Below are 20,554 nucleotides of genomic sequence, written 5' to 3'. Positions count from 1 at the left end.
ACGGACCCGCGACTTCCGGCGCCGGGCGGCCCTGTCGGTGCCGGGCGGTACCGTCGGATCATGACCGATCAGGCGGGGAGCCCTCCGGCGGGAGAGCGACGGCTCGCCACGCTGGAAGGCGTGCTCGAGCGCATCACGTACGCCAACGAGGAGAACGGCTACACGGTCGCGCGCGTGGACACCGGCAGAGGCGGCGGCGACCTCCTCACGGTCGTCGGCGCGCTGCTCGGCGCCCAGGTCGGCGAGTCGCTGCGGATGGAGGGCCGCTGGGGCTCCCACCCGCAGTACGGCAAGCAGTTCACGGTGGAGAACTACACCACCGTCCTGCCCGCCACCGTCCAGGGCATCCGCCGCTACCTGGGATCCGGCCTGGTCAAGGGCATCGGCCCGGTCTTCGCCGACCGCATCACCCAGCACTTCGGCATGGACACCCTGACGATCATCGAGGAGGAGCCGAAGCGCCTCATCGAGGTCCCCGGCCTCGGCCCCAAGCGCACGAAGAAGATCGCCGACGCCTGGGAGGAACAGAAGGCGATCAAGGAGGTCATGCTCTTCCTCCAGACCGTCGAGGTGTCCACGTCCATCGCGGTCCGCATCTACAAGAAGTACGGCGACGCCTCGATCTCCGTGGTGAAGAACCAGCCCTACCGCCTCGCGGCCGACGTCTGGGGCATCGGCTTCCTCACCGCCGACAAGATCGCGCAGTCCGTCGGCATCCCGCACGACAGCCCGGAGCGCGTCAAGGCCGGCCTGCAGTACGCCCTCTCCCAGGCCACCGACCAGGGCCACTGCTACCTCCCGGAGGAACGGCTGATCGCCGACGCGGTCAAGCTCCTCCAGGTCGACACCGGCCTCGTCATCGAGTGCCTCGCCGCCCTCGCGGAGCCCGGGGAGGACGGCGAGGAACCCGGGGTCGTCCGCGAGAAGGTGCCGGGCCCGGACGCGGGGGCGGATCCCGTCACGGCCGTCTACCTGGTCCCCTTCCACCGCGCCGAACTCTCCCTCGCCGCCCAGCTGCTGCGCCTCCTGCGCACCGACGAGAACCGCATGCCCGGCTTCCGCGACGTCGCCTGGGACAAGGCGCTCGGCTGGCTGAAGGGGCGTACGGGCGTGGAGCTCGCGCCCGAGCAGGAGCAGGCCGTCCGGCTCGCGCTCACCGAGAAGGTCGCCGTGCTCACCGGCGGCCCGGGCTGCGGCAAGTCCTTCACGGTCCGCTCGATCGTCGAACTGGCCCGTGCCAAGAAGGCCAAGGTGGTGCTGGCCGCGCCCACGGGCCGCGCCGCCAAGCGCCTCGCCGAGCTGACGGGCGCCGAGGCCTCCACCGTCCACCGCCTGCTCGAACTCAAGCCGGGCGGCGACGCGGCGTACGACCGTGAGCGCCCCCTGGACGCGGACCTGGTGGTCGTCGACGAGGCGTCCATGCTCGACCTGCTCCTCGCCAACAAGCTGGTCAAGGCGGTCGCGCCGGGCGCCCACCTGCTCTTCGTGGGCGACGTCGACCAGCTGCCGAGCGTCGGCGCGGGCGAGGTGCTGCGCGATCTGCTGGCCGAGGGCAGTCCGGTCCCGGCCGTCCGCCTCACCCGCGTCTTCCGCCAGGCCCAGCAGTCGGGCGTGGTCACCAACGCCCACCGGATCAACTCCGGGCAGCACCCGGTCACCGACGGCATGAAGGACTTCTTCCTCTTCGTGGAGGACGAGACCGAGGAGGCCGGCCGGCTCACCGTGGACGTGGCGGCCCGCCGCATCCCGGCGAAGTTCGGGCTGGACCCGCGCCGCGACATCCAGGTCCTCGCCCCGATGCACCGCGGCCCCGCGGGCGCGGGCACCCTCAACGGCCTTCTGCAGCAGGCGATCACCCCGGCCCGCCCGGACCTCGCCGAGAAGCGGTTCGGCGGCCGGGTGTTCCGCGTCGGCGACAAGGTCACCCAGATCCGCAACAACTACGACAAGGGCGAGAACGGCGTCTTCAACGGCACCGTCGGCGTCGTCACCGCCCTCGACCAGGTCGACCAGCGCCTGACCGTCCTGACCGACGAGGACGAGGAGGTGCCGTACGACTTCGACGAGCTGGACGAGCTCGCCCACGCCTACGCGGTGACCATCCACCGCTCCCAGGGCAGTGAGTACCCGGCGGTGGTGGTGCCGGTGACCACGGGCGCGTGGATGATGCTCCAACGCAACCTGCTGTACACGGCGGTGACCCGGGCCAAGAGGCTCGTCGTCCTCGTCGGCTCACGGAAGGCGATCGGCCAGGCGGTCCGTACGGTGTCGGCCGGACGGCGCTGCACGGCGCTCGACTTCCGCCTCTCGCCCCACCCGCCGGCCGGCTGATACGGACGGACGGGACGGACGGCTCCGGACGTGGTCCGTGGCCGGCCGGGTACCCCCTCGGAGAGGACGCCGGACGGCCCGGGAGGGCGGGCCGGAAAGGGCCGGAAGCGCACCCCGGACGGCCCTTGTGGAGAATGATCGATCAAACGAGTCGGAAACGTCACACAGCACTTCCATGGCCGGGACCGAGCGGGCAGGATGGGCAGGCTGGCGGCACTGAGTGCCGCCGATTAGCCCAATGGTCGACCCCGAGTGCACTCTCCTGAGCCAAATGGGGGATGGTAGAGACAGTCAGGGCACCTCGAAGATGAGGCACTATGTCGGTGAGGGAAGACGTGAGCGACAACTCAGTAGTACTGCGGTACGGCGACGGCGAGTACACCTACCCGGTGGTCGACAGCACCGTCGGTGACAAGGGCTTCGACATCGGGAAGCTCCGCGCCCAGACCGGTCTGGTGACTCTGGACAGCGGTTACGGGAACACCGCCGCCTATAAATCCGCCATCACCTACCTCGACGGTGAGCAGGGCATCCTCCGGTACCGCGGCTACCCGATCGAGCAGCTGGCCGAGAGCTCCTCCTTCCTGGAGGTCGCCTACCTGCTGATCAACGGTGAGCTGCCGACCGTCGACCAGCTGACCGCCTTCCAGGGCGACATCACGCAGCACACCCTGCTGCACGAGGACGTCAAGAACTTCTTCAAGGGCTTCCCGCGCGACGCCCACCCGATGGCGATGCTGTCGTCCGTGGTCAGCGCCCTGTCGACGTTCTACCAGGACAGCCACAACCCGTTCGACGAGGAGCAGCGCAACCTCTCGACGATCCGCCTCCTCGCCAAGCTCCCGACCATCGCGGCGTACGCGTACAAGAAGTCGGTCGGCCACCCCTTCGTCTACCCGCGCAACGACCTCGGCTACGTCGAGAACTTCCTGCGCATGACGTTCTCGGTGCCGGCGCAGGAGTACGAGCTCGACCCGGTCGTCGTCTCGGCCCTGGACAAGCTGCTCATCCTGCACGCGGACCACGAGCAGAACTGTTCGACGTCGACGGTCCGCCTGGTCGGTTCCTCGCAGGCGAACATGTTCGCCTCGATCTCCGCCGGCATCTCCGCCCTCTGGGGCCCGCTGCACGGCGGCGCCAACCAGTCCGTCCTGGAGATGCTCGAGGGCATCCAGGCCAACGGCGGCGACGTCGACTCCTTCATCCGCAAGGTGAAGAACAAGGAGGACGGCGTCCGCCTGATGGGCTTCGGCCACCGGGTGTACAAGTCCTTCGACCCGCGCGCGAAGATCATCAAGGCGGCCGCGCACGACGTCCTCTCGGCCCTCGGCAAGTCCGACGAGCTGCTGGACATCGCGCTGAAGCTGGAGGAGCACGCGCTCTCCGACGACTACTTCGTCTCGCGCAACCTCTACCCGAACGTCGACTTCTACACCGGCCTGATCTACCGGGCCATGGGCTTCCCGACCGAGATGTTCACGGTCCTCTTCGCCCTCGGCCGGCTGCCGGGCTGGATCGCCCAGTGGCACGAGATGATCAAGGAGCCGGGCTCCCGCATCGGCCGCCCGCGCCAGATCTACACGGGCGTGGTGGAGCGGGACTTCGTCCCGGTCGAGCAGCGCTGAGCGCTCCGCGCATTCACGGTTACTGGCCGGCCACGGCGACAGAGTGGCCGGCCAGTGGTCCGTCCGCCGGCTGACTGCTTCACGTCAGGGCCCCTTCCAGGGCAACCGCGAGTGAGCCACAAAAAATACAGAAGGCGCCCTGCGCCACCGGTCCCCCCACGGGCCGGCGAGCAGGGCGCCTTCCCATGTCCCGGTGCGGATTCCCCCCACGGGATCCGGCCGGGCGTCTGGTGGGCCAGCGCCTGAATCGCTGAGCGTGCACGCAGGGAGCGGAACGCGAGGTCCCACTCCTTGCGGTCTGCCGGGGTACGTACGGACGGGAGGGCCGCTCAAAGCTCCCCGGTGCACGTGCCCCGGCAACGCAATCTCCGGGAACGTCCCCCAAGACATTCCCAGATGTCAGTCGGCGCCCCCCAAGACGCTTACTGACATCGCCAACTTAGACTCACGAACCCCTTCGATGGTTACGTGCACTCCACTGTGACGTGCGTCTCCTGCGTATGTCCTGAAGATACGCAGGAGTCCCCGTACGTCGGTCGGAGAACCAGCGTAAGGATGATGCGCGAGCCTTGTGAAGAGCTTATGTGAGGCTGCCGTTGGACTCCAGAGGCACTCTTACGTAGCCGTCAGGAAAATGCCCGGAGGCGAAGGCTGTTCGTCACTACGAATACGGACGAAAAGGCCATGGCGGCCCCCGCGATCATCGGGTTCAGCAGTCCGGCGGCGGCGAGCGGCAGCGCCGCCAGGTTGTAACCGAAGGCCCAGACCAGGTTTCCCTTGATGACGGTGAGCGTTCTGCGGGCCAGCCGGATCGCGTCCGCGGCCACCAGCAGGTCACCGCGGACCAGCGTCAGGTCGCTCGCCTCGATCGCCGCGTCCGTGCCGGTGCCCATGGCGAGCCCCAGGTCGGCGGCGGCCAGCGCGGCGGCGTCGTTGACCCCGTCGCCGACCATGGCCACGCTCCGCCCCTCGCCCTGGAGCCGGCGCACCACGGCCACCTTGTCCGCGGGCAGCACCTCGGCGATCACCTCGTCGATCCCGACGGCGCCGGCCACGGAGCGGGCCACCCGCTCGGCGTCCCCGGTCAGCAGCACCGGGGTGAGCCCGAGGGCGCGCAGCCGCCGGACGGCCTCCGCGCTGCTGTCCCTGACCGCGTCGGCGACCGTGAGGACACCGGCGGCCGTCCCGTCCACGGTGACGACGACGGCGGTCTCGCCCGCGGCCCCGGCGGCCTCCACGGCCCGGGTGAGCGCCTCGGGGAGCGGCCCGGTCCCCGGGCGGCCCACGGTGACCTCGTGGCCCTCCACGCGGCCGTGCACGCCGCGTCCGGGGGTGTTCACGAAGTCCCCGACCGGCGGCAGGGTGCCCACGCGCTCCTGGGCGCCCGCCGCGACGGCCCGGGCGATCGGGTGCTCGGAGGCGTGCTCCAGGGCGCCCGCGAGCCGCAGTACGTCCTCCTCGGCCGCGCCCTCGGCGACGTGCACACCTCGGAGCGTCATGTGCCCGGTGGTGACCGTGCCGGTCTTGTCCAGGACGACCGTGTCGACGCGGCGGGTGGACTCCAGCACCTCGGGGCCCTTGATGAGGATGCCGAGCTGGGCGCCGCGGCCCGTGCCGACCATCAGCGCGGTCGGGGTGGCGAGGCCCAGCGCGCACGGGCAGGCGATGATCAGGACGGCGACGGCCGCGGTGAAGGCGGCGGTGAGGTCACCGGTGACGGCGGCCCAGACGGTGAACGTGCCGAGGGCGATCACCATGACGACCGGCACGAAGACGGCCGAGATCCGGTCGGCCAGCCGCTGCACCTCGGCCTTGCCGTTCTGCGCGTCCGCCACCAGCCGGGCCATGCGGGCGAGCTGGGTGTCCGCGCCGACCCGGGCCGCCTCCACGACGAGCCGGCCGCCCGCGTTGACGGTGGCGCCCGTGACGGCGTCCCCGACCGCGACGTCGACCGGTACGGACTCGCCGGTCAGCAGGGAGGCGTCGACCGCCGAGGAGCCCTCGACGACCACGCCGTCGGTGGCGATCTTCTCGCCGGGCCGGACGACGAACCGGTCGCCGACGGCCAGCCGCGCGACCGGGATCCGTACTTCACGGACGCCCGTTCCGGTGTCCCGCAGGACGGCCACGTCCTTGGCGCCCAGTTCGAGCAGCGCCTTCAGGGCCGTACCGGCGCTGCGCTTGGAGCGGGCCTCCAGGTAGCGGCCGAGGAGGAGGAAGGTGACGACGCCGGCGGCCACCTCCAGGTAGACCGCCGAGGAGCCGTCGGTGCGGGAGACGGTGAACTCGAAGCCGTGCCGCATGCCCGGCATGCCCGCGTGGCCGAAGAACAGGGCCCACAGGGACCAGCCGAAGGCGGCCAGGGTGCCGACCGAGACCAGGGTGTCCATGGTGGCGGCGCCGTGCCGGGCATTGGTGAACGCGGCCCGGTGGAACGGGTACCCGCCCCAGACGACGACCGGCGCGGCGAGCGTCAGGGACAGCCACTGCCAGTTGTCGAACTGCCAGGCCGGGACCATCGCCAGCAGCACGACGGGGACGGCGAGGAGTGCTGAGACCGTGAGCCGTTGACGCAGGGCGGCGAGTTCGGGGTCCTCCGTGGCGGCCCGGCCGTCCGCGGGGGCGGCACTGTCCTCGGGGGGAGCGGGCGGCGGTGGCTCCTCGGCCGTGTAGCCCGTCCTCACCACGGTGGCGATCAGATCGGCGACCTCGACGTCCTCGGGGTACGCGACCCGCGCCTTCTCCGTCGCGTAGTTGACGGTGGCGGTGACGCCGTCCATGCGGTTGAGCTTCTTCTCGACGCGGGCCGCGCAGGACGCGCAGGTCATTCCGCCGATCGTCAGCTCGATCCGACGGCGGGGGTCGTGCGCGGGTGCCTCCACGGTGGTGCTGGTCATAGGTGCTCCCATTGGGGTCGTCCGGAGTGGGCGCTCAGGCCTTGCCGACGAGTTCAAAGCCAGCCTCGTCGACGGCGGCGCGCACGGCCGCCTCGTCGAGGGCGGCGGCGGACACCACGGTGACCTCGCCGGTCGCGGCGACGGCCTTCACCGAGCCGACGCCGGGGATCTCGGAGATCTCGCCGGACACCGCGCCCTCGCAGTGCCCGCAGCTCATCCCGCTCACCTTGTAGACGGTCGTGACGGAACCCGGTGTGTCGGTCTGGCCGGTCATGGCGTTCTCCTCGGGGCGTGGGGCGTGGATGTCTGTCGGGTGGTGGTGCGTGGTGGTACGGGGGCGGAAGGGGCCCGACGGTTCAGGAGTTCCCCTCCCACGCCTCCAGACTATACCCCTAGGGGGTATTAACCAAGGAGTGGCGGGGGAGGGTGGAGGGCGAGGCGGAGGCGAGGACGTATGCGTGCGGTGCTGTTCGAGGGGTTCGGGGAGCCGGCCGAGGTGCGCGAGGTCGCCGATCCGGCCCCCGCCGAGCACGGCGTCGTGGTGCGGGTCGAGGCCACGGGGCTGTGCCGCAGCGACTGGCACGCCTGGCAGGGGCACGACCCGGACGTCGCGCTGCCGCACGTGCCCGGGCACGAACTGGCCGGAGAGGTGGCCGCGGTGGGGAGCGGAGTGGCGCGGTGGCGGCCCGGGGACCGGGTCACGGTGCCCTTCGTCTGCGCCTGCGGCACCTGCCCCGCCTGCGTGGCGGGCGACCAGCAGGTGTGCGAGCGGCAGACGCAGCCCGGGTTCACACACTGGGGTTCGTTCGCCGAGTACGTGGCGCTGGAGCACGCCGACGTGAACCTGGTGGCCGTGCCGGACGAGCTGTCGCACGGTACGGCGGCCTCGCTGGGCTGCCGGTTCGCCACGGCGTTCCGCGCGGTGGTGGCGCAGGGGCGGGTGGCGGCCGGCCAGTGGGTGGCCGTGCACGGGTGCGGCGGGGTCGGACTGTCCGCGGTGATGATCGCGGCGGCCTCCGGCGCACGCGTCGTCGCGGTCGACGTCTCACCGCGCGCCCTGGAACTGGCCCGGACCTTCGGGGCCGCCGCGTGCGTGGACGCCTCGCGGGTGCCGGACACGGCCGCGGCCGTGCGCGACCTCACCGGCGGCGGCGCCCACCTCTCGCTGGACGCGCTCGGCTCGCCCGCCACCTGCGCGGCCTCGGTGAACGGCCTGCGCCGCCGGGGCCGCCACGTCCAGGTCGGCCTGCTCCCCTCACCGTCGGGCACCACCCCGGTCCCCATGCCCCGCGCCGTGGCCCTGGAGCTCGAACTCCTGGGCAGTCACGGCATGGCGGCCCACGCCTACCCGCCCCTGCTGGAGCTGGTACGGGCCGGCGTGCTGCGCCCCGACCTCCTCGTCACCTCCGCCATCGGGCTGGACGCGGCCCCGGCCGCACTGGAGGCGATGGGGACGGCGCCGGGGGCAGGTGTCACGGTCGTCGAGCCGTGGAGCTAGCCGAGGAGAACGACCGGGTCCGCCCGGCCCCGCCCCGTGCGTCGACCGGTGCGCGGGGGCGGGGCCGTCGGCAGCCGGCCGGGTCAATCGGTTCTGCGTCCGCGGTTCCGGGGGCGGGAGGCGACCCAGGCGCGGACCGTGTCCGCGTACCAGAAGGGTCTTCCCGCCTCCACGTGGTCGGGCGGGGGCAGGAGTCCGTGCTTGCGGTAGGAGCGCACGGTCTCGGGCTGTACGCGGATGTGGGCGGCGATCTCCTTGTAGGACCAGAGGCGGTCGGTCATGGAAGGCACCTCCTCGCGCGCGCCGCGGTCGCGGCCGGGGCCGGCCGTCGGGTGAGCCGGGGCGCTGCGCCGGCGATCACAAAGGCTGTTCCCCTCAACGGCCCAGGACGACCATGGGAAATCAGCTGTGGAGCGGATGTGACCCAAGAGCCGCTCAGGCGTGACATGTGTGACAGAAGAGTTCTCTTTGTGACACACGAGACATATCGCTGCGAGTGACGTACGCGAGGGCCCTGTTGACGGTCGAGGGCGACCGGGCGGCTATGCCCCGCACGACCGCAGGAACGCCCGGGTGCGCTGCGCGATCGGCAGCGGCCGGTCCGGCTCGCACGGGTACATGTCCTGTTCGACGATGGCGAACAGGTCCACGTCCAGCTTCTGCGCGGCCGCCAGTACGGGCTCCAACGCCGGGACGCCGGACGGTGGTTCGCACATCACGCCCTTGGCCACCGCCGGGCCGAACGGGGTGCCGTCCGCCCGCACCTCGGCGAGGACCTCCGGGTCCACCTGCTTGAGGTGCAGGTAGCCGATGCGCTCCCCGTACGTCTCGATGAGCTTGACGCTGTCGCCGCCGCAGTACGCGTAGTGGCCGGTGTCCAGGCACAGGGAGACGAGGGAGGGGTCGGTGCCGTCCAGGAAGCGGGTGACGTTCTCCTCGCTGTCGATGTGGGTGTCCGCGTGCGGATGGACGACGATCCGCAGCCCGTACCGCTCGCGCACCTCCCGGCCGAGGCGCTCGGTCAGTGAGGTGAGGTGCCGCCACTGGGCGGCCGTCAGCGTGTCCGGCTCCAGCACCTCGCCCGTCTTGTCGTCCCGCCAGAAGGAGGGGATGACGACGAGGTGGGAGGCGCCCATCGCCTGCGTGAGCGCGGCGATGTCCGCGACATGCGCCCAGGTCCTGTCCCAGACGTCCGGGCCGTGGTGCAGGCCCGTGAACACGGTGCCCGCGGAGACCTTCAGGCCGCGCCGCGCCGTCTCCTCGGCCAGCACGGCCGGGTCGGAGGGCAGGTAGCCGTACGGGCCGAGCTCGATCCACTCGTAACCGGACTGCGCGACCTCGTCCAGGAAGCGCTGCCAGGGAACCTGCTGGGGGTCGTCGGGGAACCACACGCCCCAGGAGTCGGGGGCCGAGCCGATCCGGATGCGGGAGAGTGAGCCTTGAGGTGACAACGACGTCATGGCGGTCAGCGTGAGGGTCCCTCAGGAAGGGTGTCAAGACGTGGTCCGAATGTCTGGACAAAATATTGACAGGGTCCATGGTTGCCGATAATTCTGGGGGCACCCGGGTGCCCCCGGCTGTCGACTGCCTCCGGCGCGGGCGGCCGCTTCGCTTTGGCAGGAGCGAACAGCGGGCGACGACTCCCCGCCCGCCGCGGCCCCGCGCCGGAGGTCCACGCCCTCCCCGCCGCCCGCGCCCGCACCCCGGATCCGACCGGCGGGCATACCGCGTCCGCAGTACGCGGGCGGGGCGCGTACGCCCGTAGGTGGAGCGGGGGTTCGGGCGGGCGGCTGACCGGCCGCCGACGGGGGCCCGTACCGTTGACGTATGGATCTTCGACTGCCCGGATCGCGCAGGGGCGCGGACGGGGACCCCCCGGCCCGGCGGGGGCCCGGCACCCGTCGCAGGGCGGCCGCCGCGGTGGCCGCCGCCGTCGCCGTGCTCGCCGGTGCCGGCGTGTGGACGGCCACCGCCTCGGACGACGCGCCCGAGGTACGCCGCGCGGACGCGGTGATGGCCATGGACGGGGCGAGGATCGACACGTCGTACTTCACCGCCGGCTCCGACGGGCGCCGCCCGGCCGTCCTGCTCGCCCACGGCTTCGGCGGCAGCAAGGCGGACGTGCGGCAGCAGGCGGAGGACCTCGCCCGCTCCGGGTACGCGGTCCTGACCTGGTCGGCCCGCGGCTTCGGCGAGTCGACCGGGAAGATCGGGCTCAACGACCCCGAGGCCGAGGTCGCCGACGTCTCCCGGCTCGTCGACTGGCTGGCCGAACGCCCCGAGGTCGAGCTCGACGGGGACGGCGACCCGCGCGTGGGCGTCGCCGGCGCCTCGTACGGCGGGGCGGTCTCGCTGCTGGCCGCCGGACACGACGAGCGGGTCGACGCGATCGCGCCCGCGATCACGTACTGGGACCTGGCGGACGCCCTGTTCCCGAACGGCGTGTTCAAGAAGCTGTGGGCCGGCTACTTCATCAACAGCGGCGGCGGGTGCGACGACTTCGAGGCGCGGATCTGCGAGATGTACGAGCGCGTCGCCACGTCCGGGACGCCGGACGCGGAGGCGGTGGAGCTGCTGGAGGAACGCAGCCCCTCCGCCGTCGGCGACCGCATCGAGGTGCCCACGCTCCTGCTGCAGGGCCAGTCGGACTCCCTCTTCCCGCTCGGCCAGGCGGACGCCGCGGCGAAGGCGATCGAGGCCAACGGCGCCCCCGTGGACGTCGACTGGATCGCGGGCGGCCACGACGGCGGCGACATGGAGACCGACCGGGTCCAGGCCCGGATCACGGCGTGGTTCGACCGCTACCTCAAGGACGAGACGGGCACCGACACCGGTCCCGCCTTCCGGGTCTCGAGGGAGGCCGGCCGGGCCGACGGCGACGGCACCGTGCCGCTGACCGGCGCGAGCGCGGACGAGTACCCCGGCCTCGACGGCGGGACGCGGCCGATCGCCCTGACCGGCCGCGAGCAGAGCTTCGACAATCCGGCGGGAGCCAGCCCGCCCTCCATCTCCTCCCTGCCGGGCCTCGGCGGCCTCGGCGGCCTCTCCCAGCTCTCCTCCCTGGGCTTCAGCCTCTCCCTCGACTTCCCCGGGCAGTTCGCCGCGTTCGAGTCGGCGCCCTTCACGGAGGACCTGCAGATCACCGGCTCGCCCACGGCGACCGTGCACGTGAAGTCGACCAGCGACGAAGCCGTCCTCTTCGCGAAGGTGTACGACGTCGGCCCGGACGGCACCCAGCCCGTGCTGCCCTCGCAACTCGTCGAGCCCGTCAAGGTGGAGGGCGCCAAGGAGGGCAAGGACGTCACGATCACCCTCCCGGCGATCGACCACGAGGTGGAGGACGGCCACCGGCTCCGCCTGGTCCTGGCCTCCACCGACCTCGGCTACGCCTCCCCGGCCGCCCCGGCGACGTACACGGTCTCCCTGAAGGGTGACCTGGAGGTGCCGGCCGCCCTGGCGGAGGACACGGCGGACGCGCTGCTGCCCGCATGGGTCCGGTGGCTGCCGCCGGCCGGTGCCCTGGTGGCGCTCGCCCTGCTGCTGACGGCCCGCCGCCGCACCGCCACGCCCGCCCCCGACCCGGACCTGGCCGAGGTCCCGCTGACCATCACCGGTCTGAGCAAGCGCTACGCGAAGTCCAGCGACCGGTACGCGGTCAAGGACCTGTCCTTCCGCGTGGAGCGCGGCCAGGTGCTGGGCCTGCTCGGCCCGAACGGCGCGGGCAAGACCACGACCCTGCGCATGCTGATGGGCCTGATCAAGCCGGACGACGGCGAGATCCGCGTCTTCGGCCACGCCATCCGGCCGGGCGCCCCCGTGCTCTCCCGGGTCGGCGCCTTCGTGGAGGGCGCGGGCTTCCTGCCCCACCTCTCCGGCCGCGAGAACCTGGAGCTGTACTGGCAGGCGACCGGCAGGCCGGCCGAGGACGCCCACCTGGAGGAGGCCCTGGAGATCGCGGGCCTGGGCGACGCCCTGTCCCGCGCGGTGCGCACCTACTCGCAGGGCATGCGGCAGCGCCTCGCCATCGCCCAGGCCATGCTCGGCCTGCCGGACCTGCTGATCCTCGACGAACCCACCAACGGCCTGGACCCGCCGCAGATCCGCGAGATGCGCGAGGTGATGATCCGTTACGCGGCCGCCGGGCGCACGGTCATCGTCTCCAGTCACCTCCTGTCCGAGGTCGAGCAGTCCTGCACGCACCTGGTGGTCATGGAGCGCGGCCGACTCGTCCAGGCGGGCGCCGTGAGCGACATCATCGGCGCGGGCGACACCCTCCTCGTCGGCCTGGCCGCGGGCGTCACCGACCCGGTGGTGGAGAAGGTCGCGGCCCTGCCGGGCGTCGCGTCGGCGGAACGGACGCAGGGCGGCCTGCTGGTGCGGCTCGTACCGGGCGCCGGCCCGGCGGAGCCCGCCGCGGACGCGCCCGCCGCCGGCGACACCGAGGTACCGCACTCGACCGCCGCCGCCCGGCTCCTCGTCGAGCTGGTACGGCTCGAGGTCCCCGTCGCGTCCCTCGGCCCGCACCGCCGCCTGGAGGACGCCTTCCTCACCCTGATCGGAGGTTCCGGATGAGCACGCTCGCCGAGTCGCGCGAGGTGGCCCCCGGCTACCGGCCGGGCCGCACCCTGCCGCTGCGCGTCGAACTCGTACGCCAGCTGAAGCGCCGGCGCACGCTCGTCATGTTCGGGATGCTGGCGGCCCTGCCGGTCGTCCTCCTGATCGCCTTCCAGGTCGGGGGCACACCGGGCGGGAACAACAACCGGGTGAACCTGATGGACACGGCCACGGTGTCGGGGGCCAACTTCGCGGCGGTGAACCTGTTCGCCGCCGCGGGCTTCCTCCTCGTCATCCCCGTGGCACTGTTCTTCGGGGACACGATCGCCTCCGAGGCGAACTGGTCCTCGCTGCGCTACCTGCTCGCGGCCCCCGTGCCGCGCGCCCGCCTGCTCTGGTCCAAGCTCGTCGTCGCGCTCGGTCTCAGCCTGGCCGCGATGGTGCTGCTGCCGGTCGTCGCGCTGGTCGTCGGCACCGTGGCCTACGGCTGGGGACCCCTGCAGCTCCCGGTCGGCGGGGCGCTGTCCACCGGTACGGCGGCCCAGCGCCTGGCGATCGTCGTGGCGTACGTCTTCGTCTCCCAGCTGGTCACCGCCGCGCTCGCGTTCTGGCTCTCCACCAGGACGGACGCGCCGCTGGGCGCGGTCGGCGGCGCGGTGGGTCTGACCATCGTGGGCCAGGTGCTCGACGAGGTGACCGCCCTCGGCGACTGGCGCGACTTCGTGCCCGCGCACTGGCTGTACGCCTGGACCGACGCCGTCCAGCCGCAGCTCGAGTGGGGCAGGATGATCCAGGGCACGGCCATCTCCGTCACGTACGCGCTCGTGCTGTTCGCCCTGGCGTTCCGCGGGTTCGCCCGGAAGGACATCGTCAGCTAGGCGCGACGGGGCGGCCCGGCGGCCCCGCCCCCGGGCCGCCCCGGGTCACCAGGCCACGGGCAGCTCCAGCGGGAACCGCCGGATCGTCTCGGTGTCCCAGCGCACCTCCTCCGGCGGTACCGCCAGCCGTAGCCCGGGGAAGCGCTCCAGCAGCCGCCCGACGGCCACCTCCAGTTCGGCCAGGGCCAGCGGCGCGCCGATGCACCGGTGCCCGCCCCAGCCGAAGGTCATGTGCGAGGCGGGGGCCCGGTCCGGGGCGATGACGTCCGGGTCAGGGAAGTGGCCCGGGTCGCGGTTGGCGGTCAGGTAGGAGACGTGGACGAAGTCGCCCGCCCGGATCCGTACGCCCCCCATCTCCACGTCCTCCAGGGCCACCCGCGGGATGCCGACCCCCTTGCGGAAGGGGATGACGCGGAGCAGTTCGTCGATGACGCGCGGCAGGGTGCCGGGCCGTTCCCGTACGTGCCGCATCAGTTCATGGCGGGTGAGGAGGGTGAAGACGATGTCGCTGATCTCGACGGTGGCCGTGTCCTGGCCGCTGAGCATCAGCGTCAGGGCCATGACCGTCAGTTCCTGGTCGTCGAGCGCGTCCGCCCCCTGCTGCGCGGTGGCCAGCACACTGAGCACGTCGGTGCCGGGGGAGCGGCGTCGTCGGCGGACCAGTTCACCGAAGTACCGGCGCAGTTCGGCCTTGGCGCCGGCTGCGGTGCGGCGGCTGTCCGGGCCGGTGGCGAGCAGGTCGTGGGCGTACTGCTGCAGCCGCGACCGGTCCTCGTGGGCGACCCCCAGCGCCTCGAAGATGGTCTGCTGGGGCAGCGGGTCGGACAGGTGCCGCACCAGGTCGGCCGGCGGCCCGTGCTCCGCCATCCCGTCGAGGAGGGTGTCCGCGAGGCGGGTGATGTCCTGCCGTATCCGCGCCACGTGGCGGGGCGTGAAGGCCTGGGCGGCCAGGTGTCTCAGCCGGCTGCTGTGCGGTGGGTCGATCACGTTGATCGACTCCGGGGAGACGATGGGCTCCGGTGTCATCCGGGGGTAGTCGGAGCCCACCACCGCGGCCCGGCTGAAGCGGTGGTCGGTGGTCACCTGCCGCACTTCCTCGAACCCGGTGACCAGCCAGGCGTCGCTCGCGCCGTACGGCAGCCGGATCCGGGCGATGGCCTCGCGGGCCATGAGGGCCGTGAGCGAGGGGTCCGGGTCGAGGCCCTCGCGGAAGTCGAACGGACACGTGATCGTTTCGCTGTCTGACGCCATGGCGCACCTCTCACCTTCCCCCCGTTCTTCGCCGTTCTCCGCACACGTCATTCTCGTACGGCCGTTCGTTCCCGGGAGGTGGCGGACGGCCGGGCGGTCTCGCCGGTACCGTCCGCCCGCGGCGATCGTTCCTGCTGGTGGCCCGGGTGACAGCGGGCGGCCCCGGACCGGCCGCGGGCGCGGTGCCCGCTCACCGAACGGCCGCCCCCGATGGGCCGAACGGGTGACGGACCGGGCGGCCCCCGGTCATTGATATTTTCCTACGCGTCGGTAAGTTGACTCCCGGGTAAGCAGAGCGAGTACCAACGGCAGCACGTCAGCACACCCGCCGCGACCGGGAGCCGTCATGGGCGTACGCAAGGAACTGAAGCAGGCGAAACACCGCGGTGACCTGGCCGGCCGCGCCACCGTGGAGGTCGCCCGGGACGCGCGCGGCACCGTCCGCGAAGCTCGCGCGCCGGCCCTCGTGCCGGCCCCGGTCGGCGGCAGCATCGCCGACCTGCCCTTCACCAACGCGGCCGAGGCCCCCGACGCCGTGGTGCTGCGCCGCCACGAGGGCGGCACCTGGCGGCCCGTCACGGCGGCCGGCTTCGCCCACGAGGTCACCGTCACCGCCAAGGGCCTGATCGCGGCCGGCCTCGAACCGGGCGGCCGGGTCGCGGTGATGTCCCGCACCCGCTACGAGTGGGCCGTCCTGGACTTCGCGGTCTGGGCGGCGGGCGGCGAGACCGTGCCGGTCTACCCCACGTCCTCGCCCGAGCAGGTCGAGTGGATCGTGCGGGACTCCGGGGCCCGTTTCGTGCTCGCGGAGACCGCGGCGAACGCGGAGGCCGTCCGCACCGGGACCGCCGCGCACGCCGCACCGCCGCGCGTGTGGCGGCTGGACGACGGCGCGCCGGCCGAACTCGCCGCCCTGGGCCGCGACGTCCCGGACGAGGAGGTCACCAGGCGCCGCTCCGCCCTCACCCCCGGCTCCACCGCCACCATCTGCTACACCTCCGGAACCACCGGCCGGCCGAAGGGCTGCGCGCTCACCCACGCCAATCTCCACGCCGAGGCCGCCAACACCGTCGAGCTCCTCCACCCCGTCTTCGAGGCGGTCACCGGCGAGGTGGCCTCCACCCTGCTCTTCCTGCCGCTCGCGCACATACTCGGCCGGACGATCCAGATCGCGTGCCTGATGGCCCGCATCGAGCTGGGCCACTGGCCGAGCATCAGGCCCGCCGAACTGCGGCCCGCGCTGAAGGAGTTCCGTCCCACCTTCCTCGTCGGCGTCCCGTACCTCTTCGAGAGGATCCACGCCACGGGCCGCGCCACCGCCGAGCGCATCGGCCGCGGCGCCTCCTTCGACCGCGCGCACCGGGTCGCGGTCCGCTTCGGCCGGGCCCATCTGGAACGGTTCCTGGGCCGCGGCAAGGGCCCGGGCCCCGGGCTGTACGCCGCCTGGGCCCTGTACGACCTGCTGGTCCTCCGCCGCGTCCGCGAGGAGCTCGGCGGCCGCACCCGCTACGCCATCAGCGGCGGTTCACCGCTCGACCGTGAACTCAGCCTGTTCTTCTACGCCGCCGGGATCATCATCTACGAGGGGTACGGCCTCACGGAGACCACCGCGGCCGCCACCCTCGTGCCGCCCCTGGGGCCCCGCCCGGGCACGGTCGGCCGCCCCGTGCCGGGTACCGCGGTCCGCATCGCCGACGACGGCGAGGTGCTCATCAAGGGCGGCATCGTCTTCGGCGCCTACCTGAACGACCCCGGGGCCACGGACGCCGCCCTCACCGACGGCTGGTTCGCCACCGGCGACCTGGGCGCCCTCGACGAGGACGGCTACCTCACCATCACCGGCCGCAAGAAGGACCTCCTCGTCACCTCCGGCGGCAAGAACGTTCCTCCGGCCGTCCTGGAGGACCGCCTGCGCAGCCGGCCGCCCGTGGGCCAGTGCGTCGTCGTCGGTGACAACCGCCCGTACGTCGCCGCCCTGATCAGCCTCGACCCCGAGGACGTCGCCCACTGGCTGCGGGTACGCGGCATGCCCGCCGACACCCCGTTCGCCGCGCTGGCCGACGACCCGCGCCTGCGCGCCGACGTGCAGGAGGCCGTCGACTTCGCCAACGAGGCCGTCTCCCGCGCCGAGTCCATCCGCCGGTTCCGGCTGGTGGAGGGCGAGTTCACCGAGGAGAACGGCCTGCTCACACCGTCCCTGAAGATCAGGCGCCAGGCGGTGACGGAGGCGTACGCGGCGGAGATCGAGGCGCTGTACGGGAACTGAGGCCTGTGCGGGAACTGAGCGGTGCGGGGGCGCGGCGCCGCACGTCCCGGGCGCGGCGCAGCGGGCCACCGGACGACTCGGTGGCCCGCTGCGGCACGCGTCGGGACCAGGATCAGCGCTCGTTCTCCGACTCGTACGCCAGGATGCCCACGTCGTCCAGGAAGTGCGCCAGTGCCCCGTCGCGCTTGGTCATCGTGGAGTTCTCGGTGCACTGCATGTTGTCGTCGGACGACAGGATCGGAATGTCCTGCAGGCCGATCACGCTGATCGGCAGATCGCTGATCGCGATGCAGGGCTTGTTGAACGAGCCCTGGATCAGCGCGATCTGCGGGCTCATGTTGCCGTACGTGCTCGCGTTGCCGAAACTCTCCATCGCGGCGTTGCCGCTCGCGGCGGCCGGGCCACTGTCCTCATCGCTCGCCATCGCCTGCGGAGCCGCGACGGCGGAAGCCCCGACGACGGAGGCGGCCAGAACCGCGGTGGCAATAACCTTCTTGATCATTGGCCAGTCCTTTCTGAAAGAAACCCCGTCACCGGAGCACTCCGATCAACTGCATGGGGGCAATCTGGTTTCTTCCGTTCACCCGGTTGGCCGATGAGGACGTCGTTCCCCGTCGGCCGGAGTGAGTGAGCGGCACGAATTACTGATGCGGTGCGGGCCGATTGGGTGAACCCCCGCAACCAATCATGATGAGTCGGGTTGATGAGGCCGTAGGACATGCGTCGCTACGAGGAAAGGAACGCGAAGTGCTCAAGAAGGCCATGGTCGCCGCGGCCGCCGCCGCCTCTGTCATCGGTATGTCGGTGGCGGCGGCGCCCCAGGCGCTTGCCATCAGTGACGACGCCGGCCCGACATCGGCCAGCGGTAACGGTGCCGGGACGTCGTTCGGCAATCAGGTGACCAAGGGCGACCAGAGCCCGGGGCTGTCTCTGATCCAGGGCTCGGTGAACAAGCCGTGCGTCGCTGTCGAAGACGTCAACGTCGGTGTGATCGCCCTCCAGGACATCCCGATCATCTCCACCGACGACAACCAGCAGTGCGCTGAGAACTCCACCGAGGCACACCGGGACGCCGCGCTGTCGGAGACCCTGTCGGACCTGGACATCCTGTCGTCGTCCCACGAGGACGGCTGAGCCTGCCGGAGCGGTCCGGGCGGTCCGTCGTTGTCGTGCGGCCGTCCGGGCTTCTTCCATGGCGGCACCCGGCCGGGTGGTCGGATGCCGCGAGACCGTGGCGCGGCCGCGCACCGGATCGGCGACTCGTAACGCGCCGATCGGGTGTGGTGCGGAGTATTCGAGTGAATTCCCTCGTGCCACATGTTCCGTAGTTTCTTGATTTGTCTATTCCTCGTTTACAGGCTGCAGGTCATGGTGCGAGTCATCCAGCTGGGCTCGCTCGGTTTCGGCCGTCATCGAGGCATGACCGCTAAGAAGGGAAGAGACGAGATGCTCAAGAAGAGCGTTACTGTCGCCGCCGGTGCGATCATGGTCATGGGTGTGGCCGCCCCGGCCATCGCCGATTCGGGCACCCAGGGTGGCGCCACCGGCTCCCCGGGTGTCATCTCCGGGAATGTCGTCGAGGTTCCCGTGCACGTTCCCGTGAACCTGTGCGGCAACACCATCGACGTCATCGGGCTGCTGAATCCGGCGTTCGGCAACAAGTGCGTCAACGACTGACGTAGCGCAGCAGCCGACCGGCTGTGTCATGGCCGGCCTCGGACCGTCACCACGGGATCCGAGGCCGGCCTTTTCCACATCTTCCACTTCTTCGATCAGGAAGACCACGAGAGTGCGACAGAGCCTGAACAAGGGAATGGTCGCGGCGGCGGCCGCGACGAGCATCCTGTCCCTGTACGGCACCCCGGCCGCCGCGGACTCGGGAGCGGCCGGAGCGGCCACGGGTTCGCCCGGCGTGCTGGCCGGCAACACCGCCCAACTGCCGGTGGACCTCCCGCTGAACGTCTGCGGCAACACCATCGACGTCATCGCGCTGCTGAATCCGGCCTTCGGCAACGGCTGCGCCGACGGGCCGGTGGAGCACGAGGGGCCGCGGGAGCCGCAGGGGCAGCAGGGGCCGCGGGAGACGCGGCGGGATGACGGGCCGCCGCCGTCGTCGAACGGACGGCAAGCGCCGCCGAAGGCCCACGACGATGTGCCGCCGAAGGGACCTCAAGGGCCGGCGAGGGAACAGGAGGGGCCGCGGAAGGAACAGGAGGGGCCGCGAGAGAAGCAGGAAGCGCCCCGGAAGGAGCAGCAGGCGTCCTCGCAGAAGCGTGAGCAGGAAGCGCCGAGGGAGCACGACGCCCCGCCGCCGAGGGAGCACGATGCCCCGCCGGATGGACGCGACGAGGCGCCGTCGTCGCGGGAGCACGACGCTCCGCCGGAGGGGGACGACCGGGAGCCGTCCACGCCGTCGACGGACCACGACGAGTCGCCGAAGGGGTACGGGGACGACCCGGGCGATCACGACGGGGCGCCGGACGACGACGGTGACACCCCGCGTCCGCCTCACGACGCACCACCGGATCCGGTCGACCCGCCGTCGGACGGCCCGTCGGACGAGGAACCGGGTGACCGCCCCGACGGCCCGGACGACCGTGAGGACCGTGAGGACCGCGACGAAGCCGAGGGCCCCGACGACTCGCCGAGCGAGCCGTCGTACCGTCCGTCGTCGTCCTCGCCCGGGCGGCCGACCGTCGCCCCGCCGGCTCCGGCCCCGCTTCCGGCCCCGGCGCCGGTCCTGGCGGAGACCGGTGCCGGCGAGGGGCTGTTCACGGCCTCCGCGGTCAGCGCCGCGCTGCTCGCGGGCGGAGCACTCCTGTACCGGCGGGGCCGGGGCGTCTCCGGCCGGTGACCGCACCACCTCAGCGGGCCGTGCGTCAGCCACGGCCCGCTTTTCCTGTTGCCGGACGGAAGCCGCCGGCCGCCCCCGCTCACCCGTGCGGGCGACCGGACCACCCGAAGGCACTAGCTCCGGTTGGTGGTGGGGCTGATCATATGACTGGGTGTCAGTAAGTGACCGGCTGACGCGGACCGCGCGAGCGCACGGAGCCGCGACGTCGGGGAGGAGCACCCATGGCCCCACAGCAGCAGTGGACCCGCAGGACACGACCGGCGTCCGCGTACGTCGCGGCCTGTGTCGTCACATCGCTCGCCCTCGCCGCGGGCCCCGGGTACGCCATGGGTCCCGTGGCGGCGCGGGCCGCGGACCCCCCGGCTCCGTCCCCGCCGGTGGCCCCGCCCCGGCCGACGCC

15 protein-coding genes are annotated in these 20,554 nt (G+C 72.1%); 9 read left to right on the top strand and 6 right to left on the bottom strand.

Annotated features, from left to right (window positions below):
* Positions 1 to 60: 60 nt before the first annotated feature.
* Together UW392_RS28700 and UW392_RS28695 are read left to right on the top strand one after the other, a co-directional pair.
* Positions 61 to 2,331 (top strand): ATP-dependent RecD-like DNA helicase, encoded by a 2,271-nt coding sequence (locus tag UW392_RS28700; protein ID WP_320778035.1) that lies wholly within the window; start codon positions 61 to 63, stop codon positions 2,329 to 2,331.
* A gap of 335 nt (positions 2,332 to 2,666) precedes the next feature.
* Positions 2,667 to 3,956 carry a citrate synthase gene (locus tag UW392_RS28695; protein ID WP_320778034.1) on the top strand — a complete coding sequence of 430 codons (1,290 nt, stop codon included), beginning with the start codon at positions 2,667 to 2,669 and terminating at the stop codon, positions 3,954 to 3,956.
* A gap of 626 nt (positions 3,957 to 4,582) precedes the next feature.
* Here UW392_RS28695 and UW392_RS28690 read toward each other — a convergent pair.
* Together UW392_RS28690 and UW392_RS28685 are read right to left on the bottom strand one after the other, a co-directional pair.
* Complete coding sequence (locus tag UW392_RS28690) at positions 4,583 to 6,853, bottom strand: heavy metal translocating P-type ATPase (RefSeq protein WP_320778033.1); 2,271 nt, start codon at positions 6,851 to 6,853, stop codon at positions 4,583 to 4,585.
* 34 nt (positions 6,854 to 6,887) lie between these two features.
* The gene (locus UW392_RS28685) at positions 6,888 to 7,127 is read right to left on the bottom strand and encodes a heavy-metal-associated domain-containing protein (protein ID WP_320778032.1); all 240 of its coding nucleotides are present in this window, start codon (positions 7,125 to 7,127) and stop codon (positions 6,888 to 6,890) included.
* A 180-nt stretch (positions 7,128 to 7,307) separates the two neighbouring features.
* Here UW392_RS28685 and UW392_RS28680 point away from each other — a divergent pair, with 180 nt between their 5' ends.
* Positions 7,308 to 8,351: a zinc-dependent alcohol dehydrogenase family protein gene (locus tag UW392_RS28680; RefSeq protein ID WP_320778031.1), complete on the top strand. Its 1,044-nt coding sequence runs from the start codon at positions 7,308 to 7,310 to the stop codon at positions 8,349 to 8,351.
* An 83-nt stretch (positions 8,352 to 8,434) separates the two neighbouring features.
* Here the strand turns inward: UW392_RS28680 and UW392_RS28675 are convergent, their stop codons facing one another.
* A complete protein-coding gene (locus tag UW392_RS28675) occupies positions 8,435 to 8,632 on the bottom strand; it encodes a helix-turn-helix transcriptional regulator (RefSeq protein ID WP_320778030.1) in 198 nt (65 codons plus the stop codon).
* A gap of 261 nt (positions 8,633 to 8,893) precedes the next feature.
* Positions 8,894 to 9,811: a sugar phosphate isomerase/epimerase gene (locus UW392_RS28670; RefSeq protein WP_320778029.1), complete on the bottom strand. Its 918-nt coding sequence runs from the start codon at positions 9,809 to 9,811 to the stop codon at positions 8,894 to 8,896.
* 367 nt (positions 9,812 to 10,178) lie between these two features.
* Here UW392_RS28670 and UW392_RS28665 point away from each other — a divergent pair, with 367 nt between their 5' ends.
* Both UW392_RS28665 and UW392_RS28660 read left to right on the top strand, forming a co-directional pair.
* Positions 10,179 to 12,923 carry an alpha/beta fold hydrolase gene (locus UW392_RS28665; protein ID WP_320778028.1) on the top strand — a complete coding sequence of 915 codons (2,745 nt, stop codon included), beginning with the start codon at positions 10,179 to 10,181 and terminating at the stop codon, positions 12,921 to 12,923.
* Positions 12,920 to 13,783: an ABC transporter permease gene (locus UW392_RS28660; protein ID WP_320778027.1), complete on the top strand. Its 864-nt coding sequence runs from the start codon at positions 12,920 to 12,922 to the stop codon at positions 13,781 to 13,783. The genes UW392_RS28665 and UW392_RS28660 overlap by 4 nt, the downstream gene beginning before the upstream one ends.
* A 45-nt stretch (positions 13,784 to 13,828) precedes the next feature.
* On the opposite strand, the gene UW392_RS28655 is transcribed toward UW392_RS28660, so the two are convergent.
* Positions 13,829 to 15,034, bottom strand: a complete 1,206-nt coding sequence (locus tag UW392_RS28655; RefSeq protein ID WP_320778026.1) for a cytochrome P450 — start codon at positions 15,032 to 15,034, stop codon at positions 13,829 to 13,831.
* Positions 15,035 to 15,380: 346 nt separating this feature from the next.
* On the opposite strand from UW392_RS28655, the gene UW392_RS28650 reads away from it, so the two are divergent.
* Positions 15,381 to 17,300, top strand: coding sequence for a long-chain fatty acid--CoA ligase (locus UW392_RS28650; RefSeq protein WP_320778025.1), 1,920 nt, complete (start codon positions 15,381 to 15,383; stop codon positions 17,298 to 17,300).
* A 112-nt stretch (positions 17,301 to 17,412) separates the two neighbouring features.
* On the opposite strand, the gene UW392_RS28645 is transcribed toward UW392_RS28650, so the two are convergent.
* On the bottom strand, positions 17,413 to 17,802 hold the full coding sequence (locus tag UW392_RS28645; protein WP_320778024.1) for a rodlin: 390 nt from the start codon (positions 17,800 to 17,802) through the stop codon (positions 17,413 to 17,415).
* A 245-nt stretch (positions 17,803 to 18,047) separates the two neighbouring features.
* Between UW392_RS28645 and UW392_RS28640 the strand changes: the two genes are divergently transcribed.
* The 3 genes from UW392_RS28640 (at position 18,048) to UW392_RS28630 (ending at position 20,154) form a co-directional block, all read left to right on the top strand.
* The gene (locus tag UW392_RS28640; protein WP_320778023.1) at positions 18,048 to 18,434 is read left to right on the top strand and encodes a rodlin; all 387 of its coding nucleotides are present in this window, start codon (positions 18,048 to 18,050) and stop codon (positions 18,432 to 18,434) included.
* A 285-nt stretch (positions 18,435 to 18,719) separates the two neighbouring features.
* Positions 18,720 to 18,977: a chaplin gene (locus UW392_RS28635; protein WP_320778053.1), complete on the top strand. Its 258-nt coding sequence runs from the start codon at positions 18,720 to 18,722 to the stop codon at positions 18,975 to 18,977.
* 112 nt (positions 18,978 to 19,089) lie between these two features.
* Entirely contained in the window at positions 19,090 to 20,154 is a 1,065-nt protein-coding gene (locus UW392_RS28630) for a chaplin (protein WP_320778022.1), read from the top strand.
* Positions 20,155 to 20,554: the final 400 nt, after the last annotated feature.

The sequence above is a fragment of the Streptomyces sp. CRN 30 genome (assembly GCF_034105845.1).
Note: the sequence above shows the minus strand (reverse complement) of the source record. Positions and strands in the feature narration are given on the sequence as shown.

Bases quoted from the DNA above. Each gene is read 5' to 3' on its own strand.
- UW392_RS28670 (WP_320778029.1), bottom strand. From the start codon at position 9,811: ATGACGTCGTTGTCACCTCAAGGCTCACTCTCCCGCATCCGGATCGGC.
- UW392_RS28660 (WP_320778027.1), top strand. From the start codon at position 12,920: ATGAGCACGCTCGCCGAGTCGCGCGAGGTGGCCCCCGGCTACCGGCCG.
- UW392_RS28635 (WP_320778053.1), top strand. From the start codon at position 18,720: ATGACCGCTAAGAAGGGAAGAGACGAGATGCTCAAGAAGAGCGTTACT.
- UW392_RS28655 (WP_320778026.1), bottom strand. From the start codon at position 15,034: ATGGCGTCAGACAGCGAAACGATCACGTGTCCGTTCGACTTCCGCGAG.
- UW392_RS28700 (WP_320778035.1), top strand. From the start codon at position 61: ATGACCGATCAGGCGGGGAGCCCTCCGGCGGGAGAGCGACGGCTCGCC.
- UW392_RS28650 (WP_320778025.1), top strand. From the start codon at position 15,381: ATGGGCGTACGCAAGGAACTGAAGCAGGCGAAACACCGCGGTGACCTG.
- UW392_RS28690 (WP_320778033.1), bottom strand. From the start codon at position 6,853: ATGACCAGCACCACCGTGGAGGCACCCGCGCACGACCCCCGCCGTCGG.
- UW392_RS28680 (WP_320778031.1), top strand. From the start codon at position 7,308: ATGCGTGCGGTGCTGTTCGAGGGGTTCGGGGAGCCGGCCGAGGTGCGC.
- UW392_RS28645 (WP_320778024.1), bottom strand. From the start codon at position 17,802: ATGATCAAGAAGGTTATTGCCACCGCGGTTCTGGCCGCCTCCGTCGTC.
- UW392_RS28685 (WP_320778032.1), bottom strand. From the start codon at position 7,127: ATGACCGGCCAGACCGACACACCGGGTTCCGTCACGACCGTCTACAAG.
- UW392_RS28675 (WP_320778030.1), bottom strand. From the start codon at position 8,632: ATGACCGACCGCCTCTGGTCCTACAAGGAGATCGCCGCCCACATCCGC.
- UW392_RS28665 (WP_320778028.1), top strand. From the start codon at position 10,179: ATGGATCTTCGACTGCCCGGATCGCGCAGGGGCGCGGACGGGGACCCC.